Origin of the sequence: Flavobacterium sp. (assembly GCF_036759525.1) — a bacterium.
GTDB lineage: Bacteria > Bacteroidota > Bacteroidia > Flavobacteriales > Flavobacteriaceae > Flavobacterium.
Genome location: NZ_DAIOUN010000003.1, coordinates 246563 through 268109 on the forward strand (window position 1 = coordinate 246563; position 21547 = coordinate 268109).

Annotated in this window: 20 protein-coding genes; 11 read left to right on the forward strand and 9 right to left on the reverse strand. The window is 36.0% G+C overall.

Features of this window, described 5'->3' with window-relative positions:
* Window position 1: 1 nt before the first annotated feature.
* Complete coding sequence (locus V7M80_RS04230; RefSeq protein WP_333694256.1) at window positions 2-931, forward strand: carbohydrate kinase family protein; 930 nt, start codon at window positions 2-4, stop codon at window positions 929-931.
* Here the strand turns inward: V7M80_RS04230 and V7M80_RS04235 are convergent.
* Window positions 912-1994, reverse strand: a complete 1083-nt coding sequence (locus V7M80_RS04235; RefSeq protein WP_333694258.1) for a glycosyltransferase — start codon at window positions 1992-1994, stop codon at window positions 912-914. The genes V7M80_RS04230 and V7M80_RS04235 overlap by 20 nt on opposite strands.
* Before the next feature lie 86 nt (window positions 1995-2080).
* Here V7M80_RS04235 and trmB point away from each other — a divergent pair, with 86 nt between their 5' ends.
* Genes trmB through V7M80_RS04250 form a run of 3 tightly spaced genes read left to right on the forward strand, consistent with a single transcriptional unit; the run spans window position 2081 to window position 3761 of the window.
* The gene (gene trmB / locus V7M80_RS04240; RefSeq protein WP_333694260.1) at window positions 2081-2755 is read left to right on the forward strand and encodes a tRNA (guanosine(46)-N7)-methyltransferase TrmB; all 675 of its coding nucleotides are present in this window, start codon (window positions 2081-2083) and stop codon (window positions 2753-2755) included.
* 40 nt (window positions 2756-2795) lie between these two features.
* The gene (locus V7M80_RS04245) at window positions 2796-3428 is read left to right on the forward strand and encodes a LysE family transporter (protein ID WP_333694261.1); all 633 of its coding nucleotides are present in this window, start codon (window positions 2796-2798) and stop codon (window positions 3426-3428) included.
* A gap of 9 nt (window positions 3429-3437) precedes the next feature.
* Window positions 3438-3761 (forward strand): MGMT family protein, encoded by a 324-nt coding sequence (locus tag V7M80_RS04250; protein ID WP_333694262.1) that lies wholly within the window; start codon window positions 3438-3440, stop codon window positions 3759-3761.
* A gap of 33 nt (window positions 3762-3794) precedes the next feature.
* Here V7M80_RS04250 and V7M80_RS04255 read toward each other — a convergent pair whose 3' ends face one another.
* On the reverse strand, window positions 3795-5135 hold the full coding sequence (locus V7M80_RS04255; protein ID WP_333694263.1) for a Fic family protein: 1341 nt from the start codon (window positions 5133-5135) through the stop codon (window positions 3795-3797).
* 349 nt (window positions 5136-5484) lie between these two features.
* Here V7M80_RS04255 and V7M80_RS04260 point away from each other — a divergent pair, with 349 nt between their 5' ends.
* From V7M80_RS04260 to V7M80_RS04275, 4 genes are all read left to right on the forward strand, one after another.
* A complete protein-coding gene (locus V7M80_RS04260) occupies window positions 5485-6630 on the forward strand; it encodes an Mrp/NBP35 family ATP-binding protein (RefSeq protein ID WP_333694264.1) in 1146 nt (381 codons plus the stop codon).
* Window positions 6630-6869: a NifU family protein gene (locus V7M80_RS04265; protein ID WP_026712115.1), complete on the forward strand. Its 240-nt coding sequence runs from the start codon at window positions 6630-6632 to the stop codon at window positions 6867-6869. The genes V7M80_RS04260 and V7M80_RS04265 overlap by 1 nt, the downstream gene beginning before the upstream one ends.
* Window positions 6870-7152: 283 nt before the next feature.
* A complete protein-coding gene (locus V7M80_RS04270; RefSeq protein ID WP_333694266.1) occupies window positions 7153-8211 on the forward strand; it encodes an NAD(P)/FAD-dependent oxidoreductase in 1059 nt (352 codons plus the stop codon).
* A 71-nt stretch (window positions 8212-8282) separates the two neighbouring features.
* Window positions 8283-8615 (forward strand): ferredoxin, encoded by a 333-nt coding sequence (locus V7M80_RS04275; RefSeq protein WP_333694267.1) that lies wholly within the window; start codon window positions 8283-8285, stop codon window positions 8613-8615.
* Window positions 8616-8687: 72 nt separating this feature from the next.
* Here the strand turns inward: V7M80_RS04275 and V7M80_RS04280 are convergent, their stop codons facing one another.
* The 7 genes from V7M80_RS04280 to V7M80_RS04310 all read right to left on the reverse strand — a co-directional run bounded on the left by V7M80_RS04280 (window position 8688) and on the right by V7M80_RS04310 (window position 15654).
* On the reverse strand, window positions 8688-10733 hold the full coding sequence (locus V7M80_RS04280; protein WP_333694269.1) for a T9SS type A sorting domain-containing protein: 2046 nt from the start codon (window positions 10731-10733) through the stop codon (window positions 8688-8690).
* A gap of 110 nt (window positions 10734-10843) precedes the next feature.
* Window positions 10844-11545, reverse strand: a complete 702-nt coding sequence (locus tag V7M80_RS04285; RefSeq protein WP_333694270.1) for an SGNH/GDSL hydrolase family protein — start codon at window positions 11543-11545, stop codon at window positions 10844-10846.
* A 19-nt stretch (window positions 11546-11564) separates the two neighbouring features.
* Complete coding sequence (locus V7M80_RS04290; RefSeq protein ID WP_333694272.1) at window positions 11565-12347, reverse strand: DUF3050 domain-containing protein; 783 nt, start codon at window positions 12345-12347, stop codon at window positions 11565-11567.
* A gap of 118 nt (window positions 12348-12465) precedes the next feature.
* The gene (locus V7M80_RS04295; protein ID WP_333694274.1) at window positions 12466-13644 is read right to left on the reverse strand and encodes an acyl-CoA dehydrogenase family protein; all 1179 of its coding nucleotides are present in this window, start codon (window positions 13642-13644) and stop codon (window positions 12466-12468) included.
* Between the two features lie 122 nt (window positions 13645-13766).
* Window positions 13767-14474 (reverse strand): tRNA1(Val) (adenine(37)-N6)-methyltransferase, encoded by a 708-nt coding sequence (locus V7M80_RS04300; RefSeq protein ID WP_333694276.1) that lies wholly within the window; start codon window positions 14472-14474, stop codon window positions 13767-13769.
* A 79-nt stretch (window positions 14475-14553) separates the two neighbouring features.
* A complete protein-coding gene (gene rimM, locus V7M80_RS04305) occupies window positions 14554-15078 on the reverse strand; it encodes a ribosome maturation factor RimM (protein WP_333694277.1) in 525 nt (174 codons plus the stop codon).
* 12 nt (window positions 15079-15090) lie between these two features.
* The gene (locus tag V7M80_RS04310) at window positions 15091-15654 is read right to left on the reverse strand and encodes a 30S ribosomal protein S16 (RefSeq protein WP_333694279.1); all 564 of its coding nucleotides are present in this window, start codon (window positions 15652-15654) and stop codon (window positions 15091-15093) included.
* 210 nt (window positions 15655-15864) lie between these two features.
* Here V7M80_RS04310 and V7M80_RS04315 point away from each other — a divergent pair, with 210 nt between their 5' ends.
* The 3 genes from V7M80_RS04315 (at window position 15865) to dnaE (ending at window position 21524) form a co-directional block, all read left to right on the forward strand.
* Window positions 15865-16347, forward strand: a complete 483-nt coding sequence (locus V7M80_RS04315) for a DUF6252 family protein (protein ID WP_333694281.1) — start codon at window positions 15865-15867, stop codon at window positions 16345-16347.
* Window positions 16348-16480: 133 nt separating this feature from the next.
* Window positions 16481-16834: an RNA recognition motif domain-containing protein gene (locus V7M80_RS04320; protein WP_333694282.1), complete on the forward strand. Its 354-nt coding sequence runs from the start codon at window positions 16481-16483 to the stop codon at window positions 16832-16834.
* A gap of 172 nt (window positions 16835-17006) precedes the next feature.
* On the forward strand, window positions 17007-21524 hold the full coding sequence (gene dnaE, locus V7M80_RS04325) for a DNA polymerase III subunit alpha (protein ID WP_333694283.1): 4518 nt from the start codon (window positions 17007-17009) through the stop codon (window positions 21522-21524).
* Window positions 21525-21547 lie beyond the last annotated feature (23 nt).

Genomic DNA, 21547 nt, shown 5'->3' on the forward strand with positions numbered 1-21547 from the left:
AGTGGAAAAAAAGATTGACATACTTTCAGTGGGAGAGGTTTTAATTGATTTTATTGGTCATGAAATAAATACTTCGATAAACCGAACCAAAGATTACCACCGTTTTTTGGGAGGCTCACCCACCAATGTGGCGGTAAATGCCTCGCGTTTAGGATTGAATGCGGTGCTTGTGGCTACTTGTGGACAAGATGGTTTAGGCGATTATATCATCAGAAAATTGAAAGCAAACGGCGTCCAAACGGACTGTGTTTTCAAATCGGAAGATAAACCAACTTCGGTTATTTTTGTTTCAAAATCTACTGAAACTCCCGATTTTATTCCCTACAGAGAAGCAGATTGCGAAATTTATCCTTCCCAAATTTCGGATGAGTTGCTTTTGTCAGCCAAAATTTTTCATACTACTTGCTTTGCTTTAAGCAGAAATCCAGCCAGGGAAACCATTTTAGAACGTGCTGAACGTGCCAAAGAATTAGGATTAAAATTGAGCATTGATTTGAATTTTTCTGAACGAATTTGGCCCAACCGACCGGAAGCTATTGATATAATCAAAGGTTATTTAGCCACAGATCCATTAGTGAAAATCAGTGAAGACGATTGTTATCGATTGTTTGCCGCAATGAAATCGGAAGACTATATTTTTGATTTTTTTCATGCTATGGGAGCTCAAACCATTTGTTTAACCAAAGGGAAAAAAGGAGTCGTTTTATCGGACAAAGAAAAAGGACTTATTTTTCAAGATGCTTTGCCGGTCAAAGAAATTAAAGACGCCACCGGTGCCGGAGATGCGTTTTGGACCGGTTTTCTTTACGCTCAACTTCACCAAAGGTCTTTAGTTGAAAGTATTACGATTGCTCAAAAATTGGCCGGAATTAAATTGCAAAACGTGGGAAGATTGCCCGATGGTATAAACATCAGACAATTGATTGTTTGATACTTTTGTCGAAAAGCAAAAACAATTGTTTCCAATTTATTTCCGTTTTAAAGTGATGTAAACCTTTGTATAAGTCTACTTCATACAAATTTTCTATAACAAATTTTTCTTGTTTAGCATAAGGGATTAACCCGTCTCGTTTGTATTTTTTAGCCAAATATTCTTGCTCAAATTGTCCAGGTGTAGGAATAAAAAAACATTTTTTGCCCAATTTGGCCAAATCCATAACCGTAGTATATCCGGAACGACAAAGCACCAATTCACTTTCGTTAAACGTTTGTTCTAATTGAGCAGAAGTCATAAAATTATAAAAAGTTATATGGTCAATTTGTTCCAATTTTTGTTCGGGTTCAATTACACCACACACAAAAACAACTTCGCCTTTATAGCGTTTAATTTCCTCTTTTAAATGTACTTCCAGCATCGTTCGTTGCGGTTCTGGACCTGAAAGGATGACCATTAAATCGTATTTTTTGGGTACTTCTTTTTTATTTAGTCGGCTTAACGGCCCAATGTAATTGATTTTGAAATGCGGATTTTTCAAATGCCCTAATTTCCCGGTAAGATTTGGAATTTCGGGTACATCCGGAACCCAACATTCATCATATTTTTTTATGATGTATTGATGTAGTTTACTGGTAATCCAACTCGTATTTCCGGTTAATACATTCAATTGATGGGTAATAAAAACAGAAGGTACTTTTTTAGAATAAATTCCCAATCGGTTATCAGAAATAATGCCGGCTAAACCATATTCTTTCACCCATTTTTTTACCATTTTTCGTTCCAAATAAATGGCTTCCATCATTTTTGGACTGTTTTTAATCAGTTTCCATTTAAAAAAAGCCCCTTTTTTGGCATATTCAATTTGATAGGAGGGTAATTCCAAAAAAATTAATTCCGGAAATTCTTTTTGTAAAATGTGTAAAGCCACCCCATCAGAAGCTATAACCGGTTCAAAGTTGTTTTCGAGCAATGCCTTGATTATGGGAATGCATCGTGTAGCATGACCTAAACCCCAATTTAAGGGTGCCACTAATATTTTAGGTTTGAGCGTTTCCAAGTCTTAATAACTCATTTAATAACTGTAAAAGTAGTATTATTTTTGATTGGGTATATTTCCCTAATTTTACCAAAAAATTAAATTAAGTGGGAAGCAAGAATAAATTAAAACGTTTTAAAGAAAACGAAACCTTTCAAAATGTGATTGAACCAACCCGTGAAGAAGTCGTTTCGGGCGATTTCAAATGGAAAGGAAATTGGAATAAAGATTTTTTTAAAAACGATAATCCAATTGTTTTAGAATTAGGTTGTGGTAAAGGCGAATATTCGGTGGGTTTAGCCGAACGTTACCCAAACAAAAATTTTATTGGAATCGATATCAAAGGAGCCCGATTTTGGCGTGGTGCCAAAACGGCTGTTGAAACCGGTTTGAACAATGTAGGCTTTCTTCGCACACAAATTGAATTAATCGAATATTGTTTTGCCGAAAATGAAGTAGATGAAATTTGGATAACCTTTCCGGATCCGCAAATCAAATACAAACGAACCAAACACCGAATGACCAATACCCAATTTTTACAACGCTACAAAAAAGTATTGAAAAAAGACGGAATCATTCACTTGAAAACGGATAGCGAATTCATGCACGGTTATACGCTCGGATTGTTGCACGGAGAAGGTCACGAAGTCATATATGCCAACCATAATGTGTATCGAAATGAAGGTTCGCCGGAAGTGGTGACAGCCATTCAAACATTTTACGAAAAGCAATATTTAGAAATTAACAAAGCAATAACATATATACAATTTAAGATAAAGTAAACAACCCATTACCTATTACCTTTTACCCATTACCATAAAAATGAACTTCACCCTTCCCATCCTTCTCGGCCTTTCAGCTGCAGCCATCGGAACAACTCCACCCGGATTGCTCAACATGACTGCCGCCAAAGTGAGTATGCGTGACGGAAGAAACCGAGCTCTGTGGTTTGCGTTTGGAGCTTCAATTATAGTTTTTTTTCAAACGTTAATAGCTGTTTTATTTGCTCGTTTTATAGATCGAAGAGCCGATATTAGTGCTGTTTTACAAGAAATAGGGTTGGTGATTTTTACCGTTTTAACATTATATTTTCTTTGGATAGCCCAAAAACCCAAAACCAACAAAAAGAAAGAAGAAATTAAAATGCGAAGTAAATCCAGTCGTTTCTTTTTGGGAATGTTGTTGTCTTCGCTCAATTTATTTCCGGTTCCGTATTATGTTTTTATCAGTATAACGTTAGGCTCGTATGGGTATTTTGAATTTGATACCTTTTTTATTTATACTTTTTCTATAGCCACAGCTATTGCCGCTTTCTTAGTATTTTTTGGGTATATTTCTTTTTTTAAATCGAAAGAAAAGAAAGATACATTTTTGTCCAGAAACATCAATTATATTATTGGTTCCTTAACCGGTTTTGTGGCTTTGATTACCTTATTTAAAATTTTCACACGATAATATTTTGAGATGGAAGATAATTTCTTTGAAAAAGTGTATGCCATCGCTAGACAAATTCCGTACGGAAAGGTAACTTCTTACGGTGCTATTGCTAAAGCATTAGGGACCGCTCGCTCTGCCCGAATGGTAGGTTGGGCGATGAATGCTTCACATAACAGAGATGACGTTCCGGCTCACCGAGTGGTCAATCGAAAAGGAATACTTTCCGGAAAACATCATTTTCAAGGCACAAATTTGATGCAGCAATTGCTAGAAAGTGAAGGAATTGAAGTGGTTGATAATCAAATTGTAGATTTTGAGAAGGTTTTTTGGGAGCCAAAGGTAAATTTGTAATTATTTCCTAATTTTTCAAAAATTTACAAATAATTACATAAATGTTGATTTAAATTTTTCTCCTTTCCAATAATTAAAAGATTTTTTGTTGATACTTACTTTCTTTAAATAATTCTTTTCAACCAATTCTTCTATGTCTGTTCTTGCGGTTTGATTTGTAATTTTGAATATATTTTCAATTTCTTTTACCGTAAAAAAGCGATTTTCATCTTCTTCTAACCAAAATAAAATTTGTGCTTGTCTTTCATTTATATTGGGAAGCTTTAAAAATTTTGAAAGTTTATTTTCTTCTTTTTTCTTTTTTGCGATATAACTTTTTAAATCTTCAAAGGCTTGGGTTAAAACTTTTACTTGATAATGAATAAAATACGAAACATCCATATCATCAATTTCAGTATAAATATATGCTTTTTCATAATGTGTTTTCGTTTTTAATATTACTCTGGAAATAGATAAATATTCAGTCAACCAATAACCATTTTTCAATAAATACCAATAGAAAAGTGCTCGTGCTGTTCTTCCGTTGCCATCAACAAATGGATGAATAAAACCAATTAGAAAATGAAGAATGGATGCTTTTACAATTGGATGAATAAATCTTTCCTTTGGATTATTGTTGAAAAAATCACAAAATGATTTCATCAGTTCATCGAGTTCTTCGTAAGATGGAGGTGTATGAACAATTTCTCCAGTGATTTGATTCATAACCATCACATCGTTTGAAATTCTGAATTTGCCAATATTTTTTTTCTCTAACGTGTTTTCGGTAACTAGTTTATGAATTTCAAATAGTTTTTCAATAGTTAAATCATTCTCTTTTTGTTCGCTTATATATTGAATTGTCTTGTAATTATTCAAAATCATTTGTTCCGATTTGTTGGAAGGTTTTCTTCCTTTTCGAAGCATTTCTTTGGCTTTAATTCTTGTGGTAGTTGCTCCTTCAATCATTGATGAAAAAATACTTTCTTCCATCAAAGCATTAGAAAGATATTTATGTTTATCTAAATCAGAAAGCAGTTGTTCTTTTTGAATTCCAGCCCCAAAGTTGAAATCTAAATAGTGAAGTTTTTGTTGTAAATATTCATTCACATTAAATTTAAATCGAATTGAAATATTTTTTTTAAAATTTCCAAAGTAAACTTTCGTGTTTTTCAAATGCCGCATTGTTTTTGTAGCAATCCAAAGTTTTCTGGTAAATTCATTTTGTTCAATTTCATAATGGTCAGGTTTTTTAATGTACTTTATTTTGTCCCAATACGGATATTCAGATTCAATTTTATTAAAGTCTGGAAACTCCAACATTATTAATGTGTCAAGTAATTTCACAGCATTGATTTTGTCACTAAATTCAAAATGTGGAGCTTTTTCTATCATTATTTCCTAATTTTTTAAAAATTTACAAAAACAAAATTACAGTTTTATTTGTAATTATTTCCTAATTTTTACAAAATTTACAAATAATTTCAAAAATACAACACTATATCAAGAAATTAAACTGATAATTATAAATACAGTAAACCGAGACTGAATACTGCAACTGATTATTGTGACTGTGAACTGTGACTGAACACTGCGAACTAAAAACACTATCCCTCCATAAACATTTTCAATTCTTTAACTACTGTTTCTCTGTTTTTCGTATTATCTTTGCAATCTAAATTCAGTTTAAATAAACTGATTTTTATTAACTCAAAAATGCCCAAATTTTGGGGTGTGGTAAATTATGAAACTCGACAGAAAAGAAATACTCAAAGCTTTAGAAACTATTTCTGTAGCTGGTGAAGGAAAAAATATGGTGGAAAGCGGGGCTGTACAAAATGTACTCACTTTTGGCGATGAAGTGGTGGTAGATTTACTTTTGTCAACACCGGCATTGCACATCAAAAAAAGAGCAGAGGTAGACATCATCAAAACCATTCATGATTTGGTGTATGAAAAAGCCAAAGTAAAAGTAAACATCAAAGTAGAAGCTCCAGAAAAACCGGAAAATCCTAACTTAATCAAAGGAAAACCCATTCCCGGAATCAGCAATATCGTTGCAGTGGCATCCGGAAAAGGAGGTGTTGGAAAATCAACCGTAACCGCCAATTTAGCCGTAACGTTAGCCAAAATGGGATTCAATGTTGGGGTGCTTGATGCAGACATTTACGGTCCATCTATGCCCATCATGTTTGATGTGGAAAACGCCAAACCCATATCGGTTGAGGTAGATGGAAAATCAAAAATGAAACCCGTAGAAAGTTACGAAGTAAAAATTCTCTCCATCGGATTTTTCACCAAACCCGACCAAGCGGTTATCTGGCGTGGTCCTATGGCTGCCAAAGCTTTAAACCAAATGATTTTTGATGCCGATTGGGGTCAACTCGACTTTCTATTAATCGATTTACCTCCCGGAACCGGCGATATTCACCTTTCTATCATGCAATCGCTTCCTATTACCGGTGCTGTTGTCGTGAGCACGCCTCAAGCCGTAGCGTTGGCCGATGCTAAAAAGGGAGTTTCCATGTTCAAGTCAGATGCTATCAGTGTTCCGGTTTTAGGAATTATTGAAAACATGGCCTATTTCACACCGGAAGAACTACCAAACAACAAATATTATATCTTTGGAAAAGAAGGTGCCAAAAACCTAGCCGAAGATTTGCAAGTGCCCGTTTTAGGTGAGATTCCACTTGTGCAAAGCATCCGTGAAGCAGGTGATTACGGTCGTCCTGCTGCCTTGCAAATAGCTACTCCGTTAGAAACGGCTTTCGAAGAAATTGCCCGTAACGTTGTTCAAGAAGTAGTCGAACGAAACGAAACTTTACCACCAACCGAAGCAATAAAAATAACCACCATGGCTGGCTGTTCAGCTGTAAAAGGGAAAAAATAATGACAAAAGAAGAAATCAAAATCGGAATAGAAAATGCGTTGAATGAAATTCGACCCTTTCTCGAATCAGACGGAGGAAATATTTCATTGGTTGATATCATCGAAGACAAACACGTTAAAGTACGTCTTGAAGGAGCTTGCGTAGCCTGTAGTGTCAATCAAATGACTTTGAAAGCCGGTGTAGAAACCACTATCAAAAAATACGTTCCTCAAATTGAAACGGTTGAGAACGTAGCTTAAATTTTTTCGGCGTGAACGGGCTATTCGCTGCAAGTCCTCGCCCAAAAAACCAATTTTTTAAGGTCTCAAAAGAGCTTCCGTTGGTCGCTTATTGAGCCCAAGAAAAAACTAGCTTTTTTGTGCTCCGGGCTTTCCGCTGCTATCCCTCACGCAAATCGTGCCAACTGACAAATATCATATACAAAAGAAAAAAGAACAACTATTTTCGCAACGTAAAACCTAAAAACTCAGTTCCTCAGATTCTCAGCAACTCAGAATCTTAGCAACTCAGCAACTTAAAAGAATGATACAAACCGATATACTCATAATTGGAGCCGGGCCTACCGGACTTTTCGCTGTTTTTGAAGCCGGATTATTAAAGTTGAAATGTCATATCATAGATGCTCTTCCGCAACCTGGAGGACAATTAGCCGAATTATATCCTAAAAAACCAATCTACGACATACCGGGTTATCCTGAAGTGTTGGCGGGTGATTTGGTTAACAATTTGATGGAACAAATCAAACAATTTCAACCAGGATTTACTTTGGGGGAAACTGCAGAAACCATTGACAAACAAGAGGATGGTAGTTTTATTGTGACTACCAACAAAGGAACACAACATCAAGCTAAAGCCATTGCTATTGCCGGAGGTTTGGGGACGTTTGAACCCAGAAAGCCTATTCTTAAAGATCTTGAATTCTACGAATTAGAAGATCGAGGAGTTGACTATTTTGTAAAAGATCCTGAAAAATATCGTGGTAAGAAAATCGTAATTTCCGGTGGAGGAGATTCAGCTTTAGATTGGAGTATTTTTCTTTCTGATGTTGCCTCGGAAGTAACCTTAGTACATCGCAGAAACGAATTCCGTGGAGCATTAGATTCGGTTGAAAAAGTACAAGAATTAAAAAATGCTGGAAAAATAAAATTGATTACTCCCGCCGAAGTAATTGGATTCAAAGGCTCAGAACGCATTGAATCGGTTGACATAGAAATCAATGGAGCACGCATGAATGTAGAAACCGATTATTTTATTCCGCTTTTTGGTTTAACTCCAAAACTAGGAGCAATCGCCAATTGGGGATTGGAAATCGAAAAAAATGCCATCAAGGTGAATAATGCTTTAGATTATCAAACGAATATCGAAGGAATTTATGCCATTGGCGATGTAAATATTTATCCCGGAAAATTAAAGCTCATTTTATGCGGTTTTCACGAAGCTACTTTAATGTGTCAAAGTGTGTACAATCGATTAAATCCCGGAAAAAAATATGTGTTGAAATACACCACCGTTTCCGGTGTAGATGGTTTTGACGGTACAAGAAAGGAAGCCGAAAAAGCAGTTGTTAAATCGATAGAATAAATTATTTTTGTTCAAGTTTCAGGTTTCAAGTTGATTGTAAACCTGAAACTTGAAACCTGAAACAAAAAACTATGTCACAAGACATCACCATCAAAATCACTGATCGAAACGGGGTAATACACGAAGTGCAAGCCCCGACCGATATGAACATGAACATCATGGAACTCATTCGTGCGTATGAACTAGCTGAAGAAGGTACCGTTGGGGTGTGTGGTGGCATGGCCATGTGTGCTTCATGTCAATGTTATGTGTTGAATGACGTTATTTCACTAGAACGAAATCCGGATGAAGAAGCCATGTTATGGGAAGCCTATCACGTAAAAGAAAATTCCCGTTTAGGTTGTCAAATTCCTATTACGCCTGAAATTGAAGGTCTAGAGATTGAGATAGCACCAGAACAATAAATAATTTAAAAAAAATCTATAAAAAAAGCGGAAACATTTGTTTCCGCTTTTTTAGTTCTATAACTTAAAGTTTTAATTTTTGATGAACTCTAAAGTTTTAGAGTAATTATCGTTTGAAAGTTTTATAAAATAAACTCCATTTGAGAAATTAGAAGTATCTAATGAAATTTCAGTTGAAGTTATTTTTTTAGTCGAAATAACTTGACCTAACATGTTATACACGGTGTAGGTTGTTGGAGTTTCGATTTGATTTGAAATATGAACATTCAATAGACCTGAAGTTGGGTTAGGATATAACACCACGGTTCCAAACGCCTCGTTAGAACCTACACTTAGTAGATTTGTACTGAAGGTTACAGTTTCAGTTGTTCCAAATTCTCCACCTTCAGCAATGATTTGTCCGGAGTTGGTTAATAATCTGTAATAACCAAGACCCCAATCACAACAAATTCCGTCTCCTTCAGTATCATTGATAGTAAATGCATAACATGTATTGGTTCCTGCAGTTACATTTTGTGTTATGAGTGCAGGCAACGAACCCGAATTAGAATAAGGGCCACCAGAAGCTACAATAGCTCCGGTAGTAAGGTTGGTAAGGTTCCATGTAGTTTCACTTCCATATCGGTCTCTTTGTAATTGTATTGTAATTTGAGTTGCCACAAAATTTGAAGTTGTTTTGAAAGCAATAGAGGAAGCATCATTTGGGCTATATTGGTCTGGATTCCCATTTATAGAAGTAATTGAAATATTGAATACATTGTCTCCTGAAGCCGCAGTTAAATTTGGTAATGAAAAATTAGCAGTTCCGTTTACAGCCAAAGAGCCACTCCAATTGTAAGTTTGATTGGTTCCGCCATTAATATTGTAAGTGATAACTGCTGAAGTCATCGTTACCGTTCCTGTATTAGTTAAGGTTAAAGAAGGGGTGAAAATTGTTGAACAACTCAATAAATTCAAGCTGTTTACTCTTAATCTTCCGTTAAACTGGTAAGATTGACCCACATTACATACATTTGCATTTAACCCTACTCTTCGGGGTGAATTTAAAGCTACCGCTCTCATTCTTGTTTTTTGATCTTGGGTAAAGATATTCATACAGTAGTCGTCACTGTAATCCATATAGTTGTTTACCATGTCAAGTCCTGGAGCAGACGGGCAAGAGTCTGAACCTATTTGACAAAAATAATGTTCTGTACTGGCTGCAGGGGTATCCGGACAATAATCTTGGAAACTGTCTGTAGCATTAACTGTACAGCTGCTGTTATCTCCCCAAATATGACGCAATCCAAAACAATGGCCAATTTCATGTGTTGTAGTTCTTCCTTTGTCAAGGTCAGTAAAGTAAGAACCTGGTGCAAGAGTTGAAGTACCAAAACATCTCCAGTCGATAATTACTCCATCCGTTTGAGCAGGACCACCTATAGCATTAATTCCACCAAGTCCAGAGGCATCAGGAAATTGAGCAAAACCTAAAACGCCATCCAAATCTCCACCAAATTCACATACCCAAATATTAAAATATCGATTTGGGTCCCATTGTGTTTGGGGTTTCAATAGGGTTTCAACATTGTTGTATCCCCATATAGTACCTCCTAAATTTACACGGTTAATACCGGTAGTAACTCCACCATCCGGATTTGTTCTGGCTAAACAAAATTCAATTTCCACATCAGCTCCAACTGGATCAGAGTTGAATCCCGGTGTTCCCATCATACGTCTAAAATCTTGATTTAGTACTGTAATTTGAGATTGAACACGGGTGTCAGAAATATTTCTACCGGTGCCTACTGCCTGACCACTGTGGATAACGTGAACTACAACGGGTATAGTAATTACATTATTTACATTGCGTCCTTGTTCTCTTTGTCGTTTGATCTCTTGAATTTTTGGTGCAATCCAATTCTCAAATGCTTCCGTATTAGCTCTATCCGGATGTTTTTCTTGCAAATAGGCTTCATATTCGGTACTGGCACATCTAACATGACCTGTTACTGGGTTTACGCTTTGGATTGTTTTTCCAAAAACTTTTCTACCTTCTGTTGATTTGCCTTGGGCAAATAATAGAAAGGGCATTAAAATTGCCAAGTAAGGCAAAAATTTTAAAGTAATGATTTTCATAAGGTTAGTTTATTATAAAAAATTTCCTCTACAATGAGGAGTGGTTTAAATTAGGGGTGAAAGGTATGTATTTTTAAAAAAATGACAAAGAAATGTTATATTTTTTTAAATCAATCTATTAGGTTTTTAACATAGGGTAAAATTAGAGACGTAATTCTGCTGTAAGCTTGCGTTGAAAGATGTAAGCCATCTGATGCAATTAGTTCAGGATTAGTCAAACCCGTTCGACTCAAAGAAGTGATGTCTAGGAATTGAATGTTGTTGCTTTCACAATAGTTTTGTGTGAAGGCATTGTATTGGTCAATTTCAGTTGAAATTTGGGGAGAGTTTGAGTTTCCTTGCCCAAAAGGTGTGTAGGCATAGTCTGGTATAGAAAGAACAAAAACACGATTTCGATTCCCATCTACAGCTAAGATAGCCTCTTCAATAAGTTGAGGAAATTCGGTTTCATATGTAGAAAATGGGAGGTTTTGGTACTGGTTGTTTACTCCAATCAATAAGGTAACAAAATCATATTTTAAATTTTGATTTCTTGAAGCGATTGCAGTTTTCAATTGTGTAGTTGTCCAACCGGTTTCTGCAATTAACGTTGAAGTAAAAATATCAAAAGGACGAAAGTTTTGCGTTAAACTATCTTTTAATTGTTCCGGGAAACGGCATGAATTGCATACCCCTTGTCCTTTGGTATAACTGTCTCCTAGTGCCAGATATCTTAATCTAATAGCCTTTGCATCTTTTTTTGAATTGTCGTCAGATGAACATTGTACAAATACCATCAAAACAATTATTATTACTAAAAATCTTGCTTTCATGGTCTGTTAGGGTTGCAAATTAGATACACATTTCTTTAGTAGTAATTTTTTCGGCTATTGCATCCCATAGTCCGATTCTTTTTTCAAGAGCTTGTATGGAAATGGCTTCCACTTCTTCCCATTTTTGAGCAGAATCACCACATAATTCTTCAATCATTTGCATGGCCATTGGGCCGTGTTCATCTCCATCTAATTCAATATGTCTTTCAAAATAGTAAATCAATTTAGACAAATCGGTTTCCGGAAAATTAGCCTGAAAATTTTTCAAAATGGCCGTAAACATATCCGGAATTAAGTCTTCTCTCCCAAAAGTAAATGCTGCAGCAATTTCATGAGGTTTTCCTTGTTCAATTACTTGAAATGTAAAGTTGAGAAATTCTTTTACATTGGGATGTAAATTGCTTTTTTTGATTGATACAAATATGTTTTGGGTTGCAATCACATTTTCTAAAAACGATTGAATCGATAGAGTATCAGCTCCGCAAGCTTCCATTGCTTCGATATACATTTCATAGTGACTTTGCCTTCTTCCGTCTAAGGTCAAATCGGTTTCTTCTGCCAAAACAATTTCATTGATTAAATAGCGGGTTTCCGGATTTCCAACCGGTAACCAAGGCGTTGTGGCACAAGTTAATTTGATTTGAAGAGCTTTTAACAACGACATAAAATCCCAAACCGCATATACATGGTATTCTTGAAATTGTCTTAAATCTTCAATCGTTCGAATATTTTGGTATAAGGAATGTTTTAAAAGCTGTTCGCGTTGGGAATTAATTTTCTGATTTATGTTTTCAATGTTCATGGCAATTTTAGTTTAGATACGAAAAATGAAAAGCAACCGGTTTCCAATTTCTTAAACAAAATTAAAAAAGCTTCCCCGAATGAAGAAGCTTTTTGTATTGATTTTAATTATTGTTTAATTATTTAAACGCAGGTATTCCAGTAATATCAGCACCTGTAATCAACAAATGAATATCGTGAGTACCTTCATAGGTAATTACAGATTCTAAATTCATACTGTGACGCATAATCGAATATTCTCCCGTAATACCCATTCCACCAAGCATTTGACGTGCTTCACGAGCAATATTGATAGCCATATCTACATTGTTTCTTTTGGCCATAGATATTTGAGCCGTTGTGGCTTTTCCTTCATTTCTAAGCACACCTAGTCTCCAAGTTAACAATTGAGCTTTGGTGATTTCAGTAATCATTTCGGCTAATTTTTTTTGTTGCAATTGGAATGCAGCAATGGGTTTGTCAAATTGGATTCTTTCTTTTGCATAACGCAAGGCGGTATCATAGCAATCCATTGCAGCACCGATGGCTCCCCATGCAATGCCGTAACGAGCCGAATCCAAACACATCATTGGAGCACCCAATCCGGATTTACCCGGTAATAAGTTTTCTTTTGGCACTTTTACATTATCAAAAATCAATTCACCGGTAGCTGAAGCTCTTAACGACCATTTATTATGTGTTTCGGGGGTAGAAAAACCTTCCATACCACGTTCTACAATTAATCCGTGAATTCTTCCTTCTTCATTTTTTGCCCATACTACTGCAATATCTGCAAAGGGTGCATTGGAAATCCACATTTTGGCTCCATTCAACAAATAATGATCGCCCATGTCTTTGAAGTTGGTTACCATGCCACTTGGGTTTGAACCGTAATCCGGCTCGGTTAACCCGAAACAACCCATAAATTCACCGGTAGCCAATTTAGGCAAGTATTTCATGCGTTGCTCTTCATTACCAAATTTCCAAATTGGATACATCACCAAAGAGGATTGAACAGATGAAGTAGAGCGAACTCCAGAATCACCTCTTTCAATTTCTTGCATGATTAAACCATACGAAATTTGGTCTAAACCGGCACCGCCATATTCTTCAGGGATATACGGACCAAATCCACCAATTTCACCTAATCCTTTGATGATTTGATTGGGAAATTCTGCACGTTGAGCATACTCTTCGATAATTGGAGAAACTTCTCTTTTTACCCAAGCACGAGCGGCATCACGCACCAACTTATGTTCATCGGTTAACAAATCGTCAAGTAAATAATAATCAGGTGATTGAAATAAATCTGGTTTCATTTTTATGTGATTAGTGATTAGTGAATAGCAGTTAATCCGTCAAACTACTATAACGTTTGCAAAAGTAAATAAAGAAATGTAACAAATCAATGAACGATTGTTATATTTTTAAGAAAACAAACTTACATCTTCAAATAAAAATCTTTTGTCAACTCGATGTATGCATCAGTATAATCATGACGATTGATTTCAATAATTAGTTCATCTGCCTCTAAAACAGGCAATTCATAACGCTTAAAAGCCAATAAACTCCGTTTAATTTCGGTGTTGGGAGTCCCTTTTACGCGAGTTACTTTTACAGGAAAAAGCTCAACTTCGGCACACAATCCGATGAATTTTTCTTCTTCTTTGTAAGGAATGATTACGGCAAAGATTCCGTTTTCGGAAAGGAGTAAGTTAGTGGCTTCAACCAAATCTTCAAAAGGCATTGCGTCTTGAAATCGAGCTAAATCACGTGGTGAATTTTTGGTTTTATAATCTTCGGAATAAAAAGGAGGATTAGAAATAATTAAATCGTACTCATCTTCCGGATCTTCCACAAACTCATCCAAACCGGCGTGAAAACAAAACAGTCTATCGCCCCAAGGCGAATTTTCAAAATTTTCAACACATTGTTCGTAGGCATCTTCGTCTATTTCTAGTGCATCAATTTGCTCGGCATGGCTCCGTTGGGCAATCATTAAAGATAAAATTCCGGTTCCGGCACCAATATCTAATACGGAAAAAGGATGGTTGTCAATTGGGCACCAAGCACCCAACAAAACACTATCAGTGCCCACTTTCATCGCACATCGGTCTTGTTGAATGGAGAATTGTTTGAATTGAAACAAGGGGATTGTCGGTTTTTGAATGATGAATTTTGATTTCAGTTTGCTGTAAACTGCGACAGTCAAGTACGACTAAAAACTTCTAAAGATACATCTCCACCAAGCCTTCGGGTAAATCCATGACCACTTTTTTGTGTGTTCTATCTACTTCAATAAGAAAAGCATCAATCATAGGGATTAGCATTTCAATACCATTATTCATAACCTCAAAAAGAGGTTGAGCAGTAGAATCATTTACAGAAACAATAGTACCAACAATTCCTAAACGTTTATCTTCAATTTCAAAACCAATTACCTCGTGGTAATAAAATTGATTCCCTTCTAGTTTTGGTAAAAATGAAAGAGGAAGATAAAGCTCGCAGCCTAAGACTTCGTCTGCTTGTTCTTCGTTGTCAATATCTTCAAACTTTACACGAAGAAAGTCATTTTTATGTAAAGCACTGTTTTCTATAAAAAATGGAACCAAATTTTTGTTTATTTCAACAAAAACTGATTCCATATTTTCATATAATTCGGGTTCGTCAGTGTCTAAGTAGACCAACAATTCACCCTTAAAACTAAATTTTTTAGCGATTTTGCCAAGATAGAAACAATCCTCTTTACGCATTATCGCAATAAATTAAGCTTCTGTTTGTTCATTCGTTTCTTCAGTTGCCGGTGCATCTTCTGCAACAACATCACTTACTTCTTCTGAAACTTCTTCAGCAGTTTCTTCTGCAACTTTGGCAGCTTCTGCTTCAGCTAATGCAGCAATACGTTTTTCATTAGCCGCTTTTTCAGCTTTTAAAGCTTCAGCTTTAGCTTTAGCTTGTTCTTTTGATAAACCGTCTTTTTTAGCATTTACTTTGTTTGCTTTTTCCTCCAACCAAGCAGCCAACTTAGCATCTGCCTGCTCTTGAGTCAAAGCTCCTTTTCTAACACCTCCGTCTAAGTGATGCTTTAACAAAGCTCCTTTGTACGATAAGATAGCTCTTGCAGTATCAGAAGGTTGAGCCCCATTGTGTAACCATTGAACAGCGTTGTCCAAGTTTAAATCAATAGTAGCTGGGTTGGTGTTTGGATTGTAAGTTCCTAATTTTTCTAAGAATTTACCATCTCTTTTGGCTCTTGAATCAGCAGCCACAATCCAGAAAAAAGGTTTTCCTTTTTTACCGTGTCTTTGTAATCTAATTTTTACTGGCATAATCGTATGATTAAATTGTGAGGTACTCGACCTCTGTTAATTAAGGGTGCAAATTTATAAAAAAAAATCACATGTGTGACCAAATGAGTGAAAAAAGTAAATATTTATTTGAATTCCGATTTAATTCAGTTTTTAACACTGCTAAATGTCAATTTATTTCAAAGAAAAGTTATTTTTGTTCTCTATTAAAATATATCAATTTCAATCCCCATGAAAAAAATACTATCCTTATTGGTTATTGTGCTGCTTTTTGGTTCTTGTGAAGAAGATGTAGTATACAATAATCCTTCGGTCCAAGGTAAATTAGATAATGTGTTTTGGCGGGCTATAGATTCTAAGGCGGTTTTAGGTACAGACGGTTCTTTAACTTTAACGGCATCGGCTCGAAGACAAAAAATGACATTGAGAGTTCCGTCAACTAATTTGGGCGTGTATCAATTGGGTAACAGTACTATTCGTTATGCTAGTTTTTTATTTACTTACGAAACGGATGAGCTTTTTTATCACACCGGGAATAATATAGGTGGTGACGGTCAAATTGAAATTACAGAATTTGATGCCGAGAATGGAACCGTTTCCGGGAATTTTCGTTTCAATGCCATAAATATTGAAAACAATCCTTTGGGGGGTGAAATCCTTAATTTTAACCGCGGTGTTTTTTATAAAGTGCCTGTAACGGGAGTATCAGACTAGTTTTCTTAAACCTAAATATACCAACCACGCCTAGGCGTGGTTTTTTTATAAAATATTTTTTTGAAATAAATAGGTCATTTATAGTAGTTTGCCATTTTAATAGTCTACCTTTGTTGTAATTAATATTTTTTTTATGAACATTTTTGTAGGAAGCCTTCCTTGGAGTATTGAGGAAGCAGATTTAAGAGAGTCTTTCGAGGCTTATGGAGCTGTAGACTCTGTTAAAGTAGTAACCGATAAATTTACGGGAAGAAGTAAAGGATTCGGTTTTGTTGAAATGCCAAATGACGAAGAAGGTCAAAAAGCTATCGACGAACTAAATGGTGCAACAGTTCAAGGACGTGCTATTGTAGTAAATAAATCGGAACCAAGACCGGAAGGCGAAAGAAAAAGTTTCAACAACAACCGTTCAGGTGGTTTTGGAGGAAACAATCGCGGTGGCGGATATAACGGTGGTGGAAACAACCGTGGTGGAGGAAGATACTAGTAGTATTTTTTGATAATGTAAAAGACCGTATTTTTTAGTACGGTCTTTTTTTTGTTAATAACTAAAATTGAAAATCTCTGTCGTAAACTCTATTTTTGAAATAGAATTAGGGATAGATTTTAACTCGTTACTCAGGACTATTCACTAAGTACTATTCACAAATCACTTTCGCATGTTTTTAATATTTGATACCGAAACCACAGGTTTGCCAAAACGTTGGGATGCTCCACTAACAGATACTGACAATTGGCCAAGATGTGTTCAAATTGCGTGGCAATTGCATGATGCTATGGGGAATTTACTCGAGCATCAGGATTATCTTGTACAGCCCAACGGGTTCAATATTCCCTACGATGCTGAAAGAATTCATGGAATTTCTACCGAATTAGCTGAGCGAGAAGGAGTGCCATTACATGAGGTTCTCGAAAAATTCAATACGGCTCTTGGAAAGGCTAAATTTGTTGTAGGCCAAAATGTGGGTTTTGATTTAAATATTATGGGCTGTGAGTTTCACAGATTCCAAATGGAAACGATTCTAAATGCTCTACCTGTTCTTGATACTTGTACCGAAGTTACGGCAGATTTGTTAAAGTTACCCGGAGGAAGAGGCGGTAAATATAAGTTGCCCACACTTACTGAACTCCATGAATTTCTTTTTAATGAACCATTTGCAGAAGCTCATAACGCAACTGCCGATGTTGAGGCTACCACACGTTGTTTTTTGGAGCTAATTAAAAGAGAAATTTTCACCAAAGAAGAACTCGATGTCTCTCCAGATTATTTCAAAAATTTCAACGAACACAATCCAAAAGAAATTCAACTTATTGGGTTAAATCATATCAATTTAAAGGCTGCATCTGAGGCTATACGTGCTCAATTGCAACAAATTCAGAACAACAATACCTCTATTGATAAAAAGCAAAATCAGGAGGTGTTGGTAGATGTAGATTTTGTTCACCTTCACAATCACACCCAATTTTCTGTTTTACAGTCAACAATTTCGGTAGCCGATTTGGTTAAAGCAGCCGTAAAAAACAAAATGCCTGCAGTTGCCATGACCGATATGGGGAACATGATGGGTGCTTTTCACTTTGTTCGAGATGTTCTTTATCACAATAAATCAGCCGAAGCCAAAAATAAAACAGCAATAGAAGCCGGAGAAATTCCTACAGAAACGATAATTAAGCCTATAGTGGGATGTGAATTTTATGTGTGTGAAAACCATAAAGACAAAACCCGAAAAGACAACGGATATCAGGTTGTTTTTTTGGCTAAGAATAAAAGAGGCTATCATAATTTAGCCAAAATGTCCTCAATTGGATATACGGATGGCTTTTACTATGTGCCTCGTATTGATAAGGAAGTTATACAAAAGTATAAAGAAGATTTGATTGTTTTGTCAGGAAGTTTGTCCGGAGAAATTCCGAATAAAATTTTAAATATTGGTGAAAATCAAGCGGAAGAAGCTCTAATCTGGTGGAAAAGTCAATTTGGAGACGATTTCTATATTGAATTAATGCGTCACAATCAAGAAGACGAAAATCGTGTAAATGCATCGTTATTAGCATTGGCTCAAAAGCATAATGTGAAAATTGTTGCCACAAATAATGTTTTTTACATTGATAAAAATGACGCAAATGCCCATGATATCTTACTTTGTGTACGAGATGGAGAGAAACAGGCAACCCCAATAGGTCGGGGTCGAGGTTATAGGTATGGTTTGCCCAATCAAGAATATTATTTTAAATCGGGTGAAGAAATGAAAAAACTCTTCGCCGATTTACCTCAAGCCATTATTAATACAAATGAAATTGTAGAAAAAATAGAAATCTATGATTTAGCAAGGGGAGTTTTACTTCCTAAATTTGATATTCCGGATGAGTTTATTGTCCCCGAAGATGAAGTAGATGGAGGAAAAAGAGGAGAAAATTTATACTTGCGACATCTTACATTTGAAGGAGCCAAAAAGCGATATGGAAATATAACTCCGGAAATTGAAGAACGTCTTGATTTTGAATTAAAAACGATTGAAAATACAGGTTATCCGGGTTATTTTTTGATTGTTCAAGATTTTATAAAAGCAGCTCGGGATATGGATGTGTCTGTAGGACCGGGTCGAGGTTCGGCTGCTGGTTCAGTTGTGGCTTATTGTTTGTGGATTACCAACATTGATCCGTTAGAATACGATTTGCTTTTTGAGCGTTTTTTAAACCCGGATAGGGTTTCCATGCCTGATATCGATATTGATTTTGATGATGAAGGTCGTGGCCGAGTAATGCAATATGTGATTGATAAATATGGTGCCAATCAGGTAGCACAGATTATTACCTACGGTAAAATGGCTACCAAATCCTCACTTAGAGACACGGCTCGAGTATTGGATTTACCTCTTTTTGAAGCCGATAAATTAGCCAAACTTATCCCCGGAATGATGCCCGGAAAATGGAGTTTAGCTCGTTTTTTATCAGATTCAATCGAGGAGGTCAAAAAGGCAGTTCGCTCGGATGAATTTGACAATATTAAAGAATTAATTGCTATAGCCAATGAAGGCGATTTGGCAGGCGAAACCATTCAGCAAGCCAAGGTTTTAGAAGGGTCATTGCGAAATACCGGAATTCATGCTTGTGGGGTAATTATTACTCCAGATGATATAACCAACTTTGTTCCGGTTTCAACGGCTAAAGATTCTGAGTTGTATGTAACTCAATTTGACAACTCAGTGGTAGAAAGTGCCGGATTGTTGAAGATGGACTTTTTGGGTTTAAAAACGCTTACCTTAATTAAAGATACGGTTAAGCTAATAAAATACCGTACCGGTAAAGAATTAGATCCCGATGCTTTTCCAATTGATGATGTTAAAACCTATGAGTTGTTTCAACGAGGAGAAACAGTGGGGATTTTTCAATACGAATCGGTAGGTATGCAAAAATACTTACGCGATTTAAAACCAACCGTTTTTGGGGATTTAATTGCTATGAATGCACTCTATCGTCCCGGACCTCTTGAATATATACCTTCTTTTGTTAGAAGAAAAAATGGAGAAGAAGAAATTACCTATGATTTAGATGCTTGCGAAGAATACTTAGCCGAAACCTACGGAATCACCGTTTACCAAGAGCAGGTAATGTTGCTTTCGCAAAAGCTAGCCGGATTTTCTAAAGGTGATGCAGACGTGCTTCGAAAAGCGATGGGTAAAAAGCAAAAAGATGTCTTAGATAAAATGAAGTCTAAATTTATCGATCAAGCAGTGGCCAAAGGGCATGATGCTCAAAAGCTTGATAAGATTTGGACCGATTGGGAAGCTTTTGCAAGTTATGCTTTTAATAAATCGCATTCCACATGTTACGCCTGGATTGGGTATCAAACGGCTTACCTTAAAGCTCATTATCCGGCAGAATATATGGCAGCTGTTCTTTCAAACAACATGAACGATATCAAACAGGTTTCGTTTTTCATGGAAGAGTGCAAACGAATGGGAATGAAAGTATTAAGTCCGGATGTAAATGAATCGTTTTATAAATTTACGGTAAATGATGACGGGGCTATCCGCTTTGGTATGGGAGCCATAAAAGGGGTTGGAGCAGGAGCCGTAGAAACCATTGTTCAAAACAGGCTAAAAGATGGAAAATACAAATCTATTTTTGATTTGGCAAAACGTATCGATTTGCGTGCTGCCAATAAAAAAGCCTTTGAAAATTTAGCTCTAGCAGGAGGGTTCGATTGCTTTACATCTACCCATAGAGCTCAATATTTCCACCATGATGGCGACGCTATTACGTTTTTAGAAAAGGCTATGCGATACGGAGCAAAGTTTCAGGAAAACGAAAATTCAGCTCAGGTAAGTTTATTTGGAGAAGCAAGTGAAGTTCAAATTGCAGAGCCTCAAGTACCACCTTGTGAGGAGTGGAGCACGATGGAAAAATTGGCCAAAGAAAAAGAAGTAGTTGGAATTTATATATCCGGACATCCCTTAGATGATTTTCGTTTTGAAATGAAATATTTTTGCAATACCAAACTTGAAGCCCTCAAACAATTGGAGCTTTATGTAAACAAAACCCTTTCATTTGCTGGAATTGTAACCAATATTCAACATCGAACAGCCAAAAACGGAAAAGGTTGGGCTACTTTTGTTTTAGAGGGATATGAGGAAAGTTTTGAGTTCCGAATTTTCGATGAAGAATATTTGAAATATCGTCACTTTTTGATTCAAAATCAATTCGTTTATTTTAAGGTATTGGTTAAAGAGGGTTGGGTGAATCGCGAAACCGGAAAAAAATCAGATCCAAGAATTCAATTTACAGATGCCAAATTATTGGCCGATGTTTTGCCGCAATTTGCTAAAAAGTTGACGATTTTGATTGATATAAAAGAATTACATCAGAATTTTATTACCGGATTACACGAGATTTTCAAAACTTATCAAGGGGATAATTCGGTTACTTTTGAAGTTTTAGAATTAGAACGTATTAAAAAAGAAGTAACTTTAAAACCGCTTGAGATCACCCCGGTAGATCTTGAGGAATCAGAGGGTGAATTAGTAACAGAAATGGAATTAGATGTAGAAGATGCCGAAGAGGAAGTAAGGGTTTTAAACAAATTAGCCATGCCTAGCAGAAAGCTAAAAGTTAAAATTTCTAACGAGTTGTTAAGTAATCTTGAAAGCATGAAGGTGGATTTTAAATTGAATTGATAATCAATTCCAACAATACTTTT

What these genes read in the sequence shown, in the direction of transcription:
- V7M80_RS04245 (WP_333694261.1), top strand. Translation starts at nt 2,796, where the DNA reads ATGAACTTCACCCTTCCCATCCTTCTCGGCCTTTCAGCTGCAGCCATC.
- V7M80_RS04270 (WP_333694266.1), top strand. Translation starts at nt 7,153, where the DNA reads ATGATACAAACCGATATACTCATAATTGGAGCCGGGCCTACCGGACTT.
- V7M80_RS04295 (WP_333694274.1), bottom strand. Translation starts at nt 13,644, where the DNA reads ATGAAACCAGATTTATTTCAATCACCTGATTATTATTTACTTGACGAT.
- V7M80_RS04285 (WP_333694270.1), bottom strand. Translation starts at nt 11,545, where the DNA reads ATGAAAGCAAGATTTTTAGTAATAATAATTGTTTTGATGGTATTTGTA.
- V7M80_RS04320 (WP_333694282.1), top strand. Translation starts at nt 16,481, where the DNA reads ATGAACATTTTTGTAGGAAGCCTTCCTTGGAGTATTGAGGAAGCAGAT.
- V7M80_RS04310 (WP_333694279.1), bottom strand. Translation starts at nt 15,654, where the DNA reads ATGCCAGTAAAAATTAGATTACAAAGACACGGTAAAAAAGGAAAACCT.
- V7M80_RS04290 (WP_333694272.1), bottom strand. Translation starts at nt 12,347, where the DNA reads ATGAACATTGAAAACATAAATCAGAAAATTAATTCCCAACGCGAACAG.
- V7M80_RS04275 (WP_333694267.1), top strand. Translation starts at nt 8,283, where the DNA reads ATGTCACAAGACATCACCATCAAAATCACTGATCGAAACGGGGTAATA.
- V7M80_RS04255 (WP_333694263.1), bottom strand. Translation starts at nt 5,135, where the DNA reads ATGATAGAAAAAGCTCCACATTTTGAATTTAGTGACAAAATCAATGCT.
- dnaE (WP_333694283.1), top strand. Translation starts at nt 17,007, where the DNA reads ATGTTTTTAATATTTGATACCGAAACCACAGGTTTGCCAAAACGTTGG.
- V7M80_RS04280 (WP_333694269.1), bottom strand. Translation starts at nt 10,733, where the DNA reads ATGAAAATCATTACTTTAAAATTTTTGCCTTACTTGGCAATTTTAATG.
- V7M80_RS04315 (WP_333694281.1), top strand. Translation starts at nt 15,865, where the DNA reads ATGAAAAAAATACTATCCTTATTGGTTATTGTGCTGCTTTTTGGTTCT.
- V7M80_RS04260 (WP_333694264.1), top strand. Translation starts at nt 5,485, where the DNA reads ATGAAACTCGACAGAAAAGAAATACTCAAAGCTTTAGAAACTATTTCT.
- rimM (WP_333694277.1), bottom strand. Translation starts at nt 15,078, where the DNA reads ATGCGTAAAGAGGATTGTTTCTATCTTGGCAAAATCGCTAAAAAATTT.
- V7M80_RS04265 (WP_026712115.1), top strand. Translation starts at nt 6,630, where the DNA reads ATGACAAAAGAAGAAATCAAAATCGGAATAGAAAATGCGTTGAATGAA.
- V7M80_RS04250 (WP_333694262.1), top strand. Translation starts at nt 3,438, where the DNA reads ATGGAAGATAATTTCTTTGAAAAAGTGTATGCCATCGCTAGACAAATT.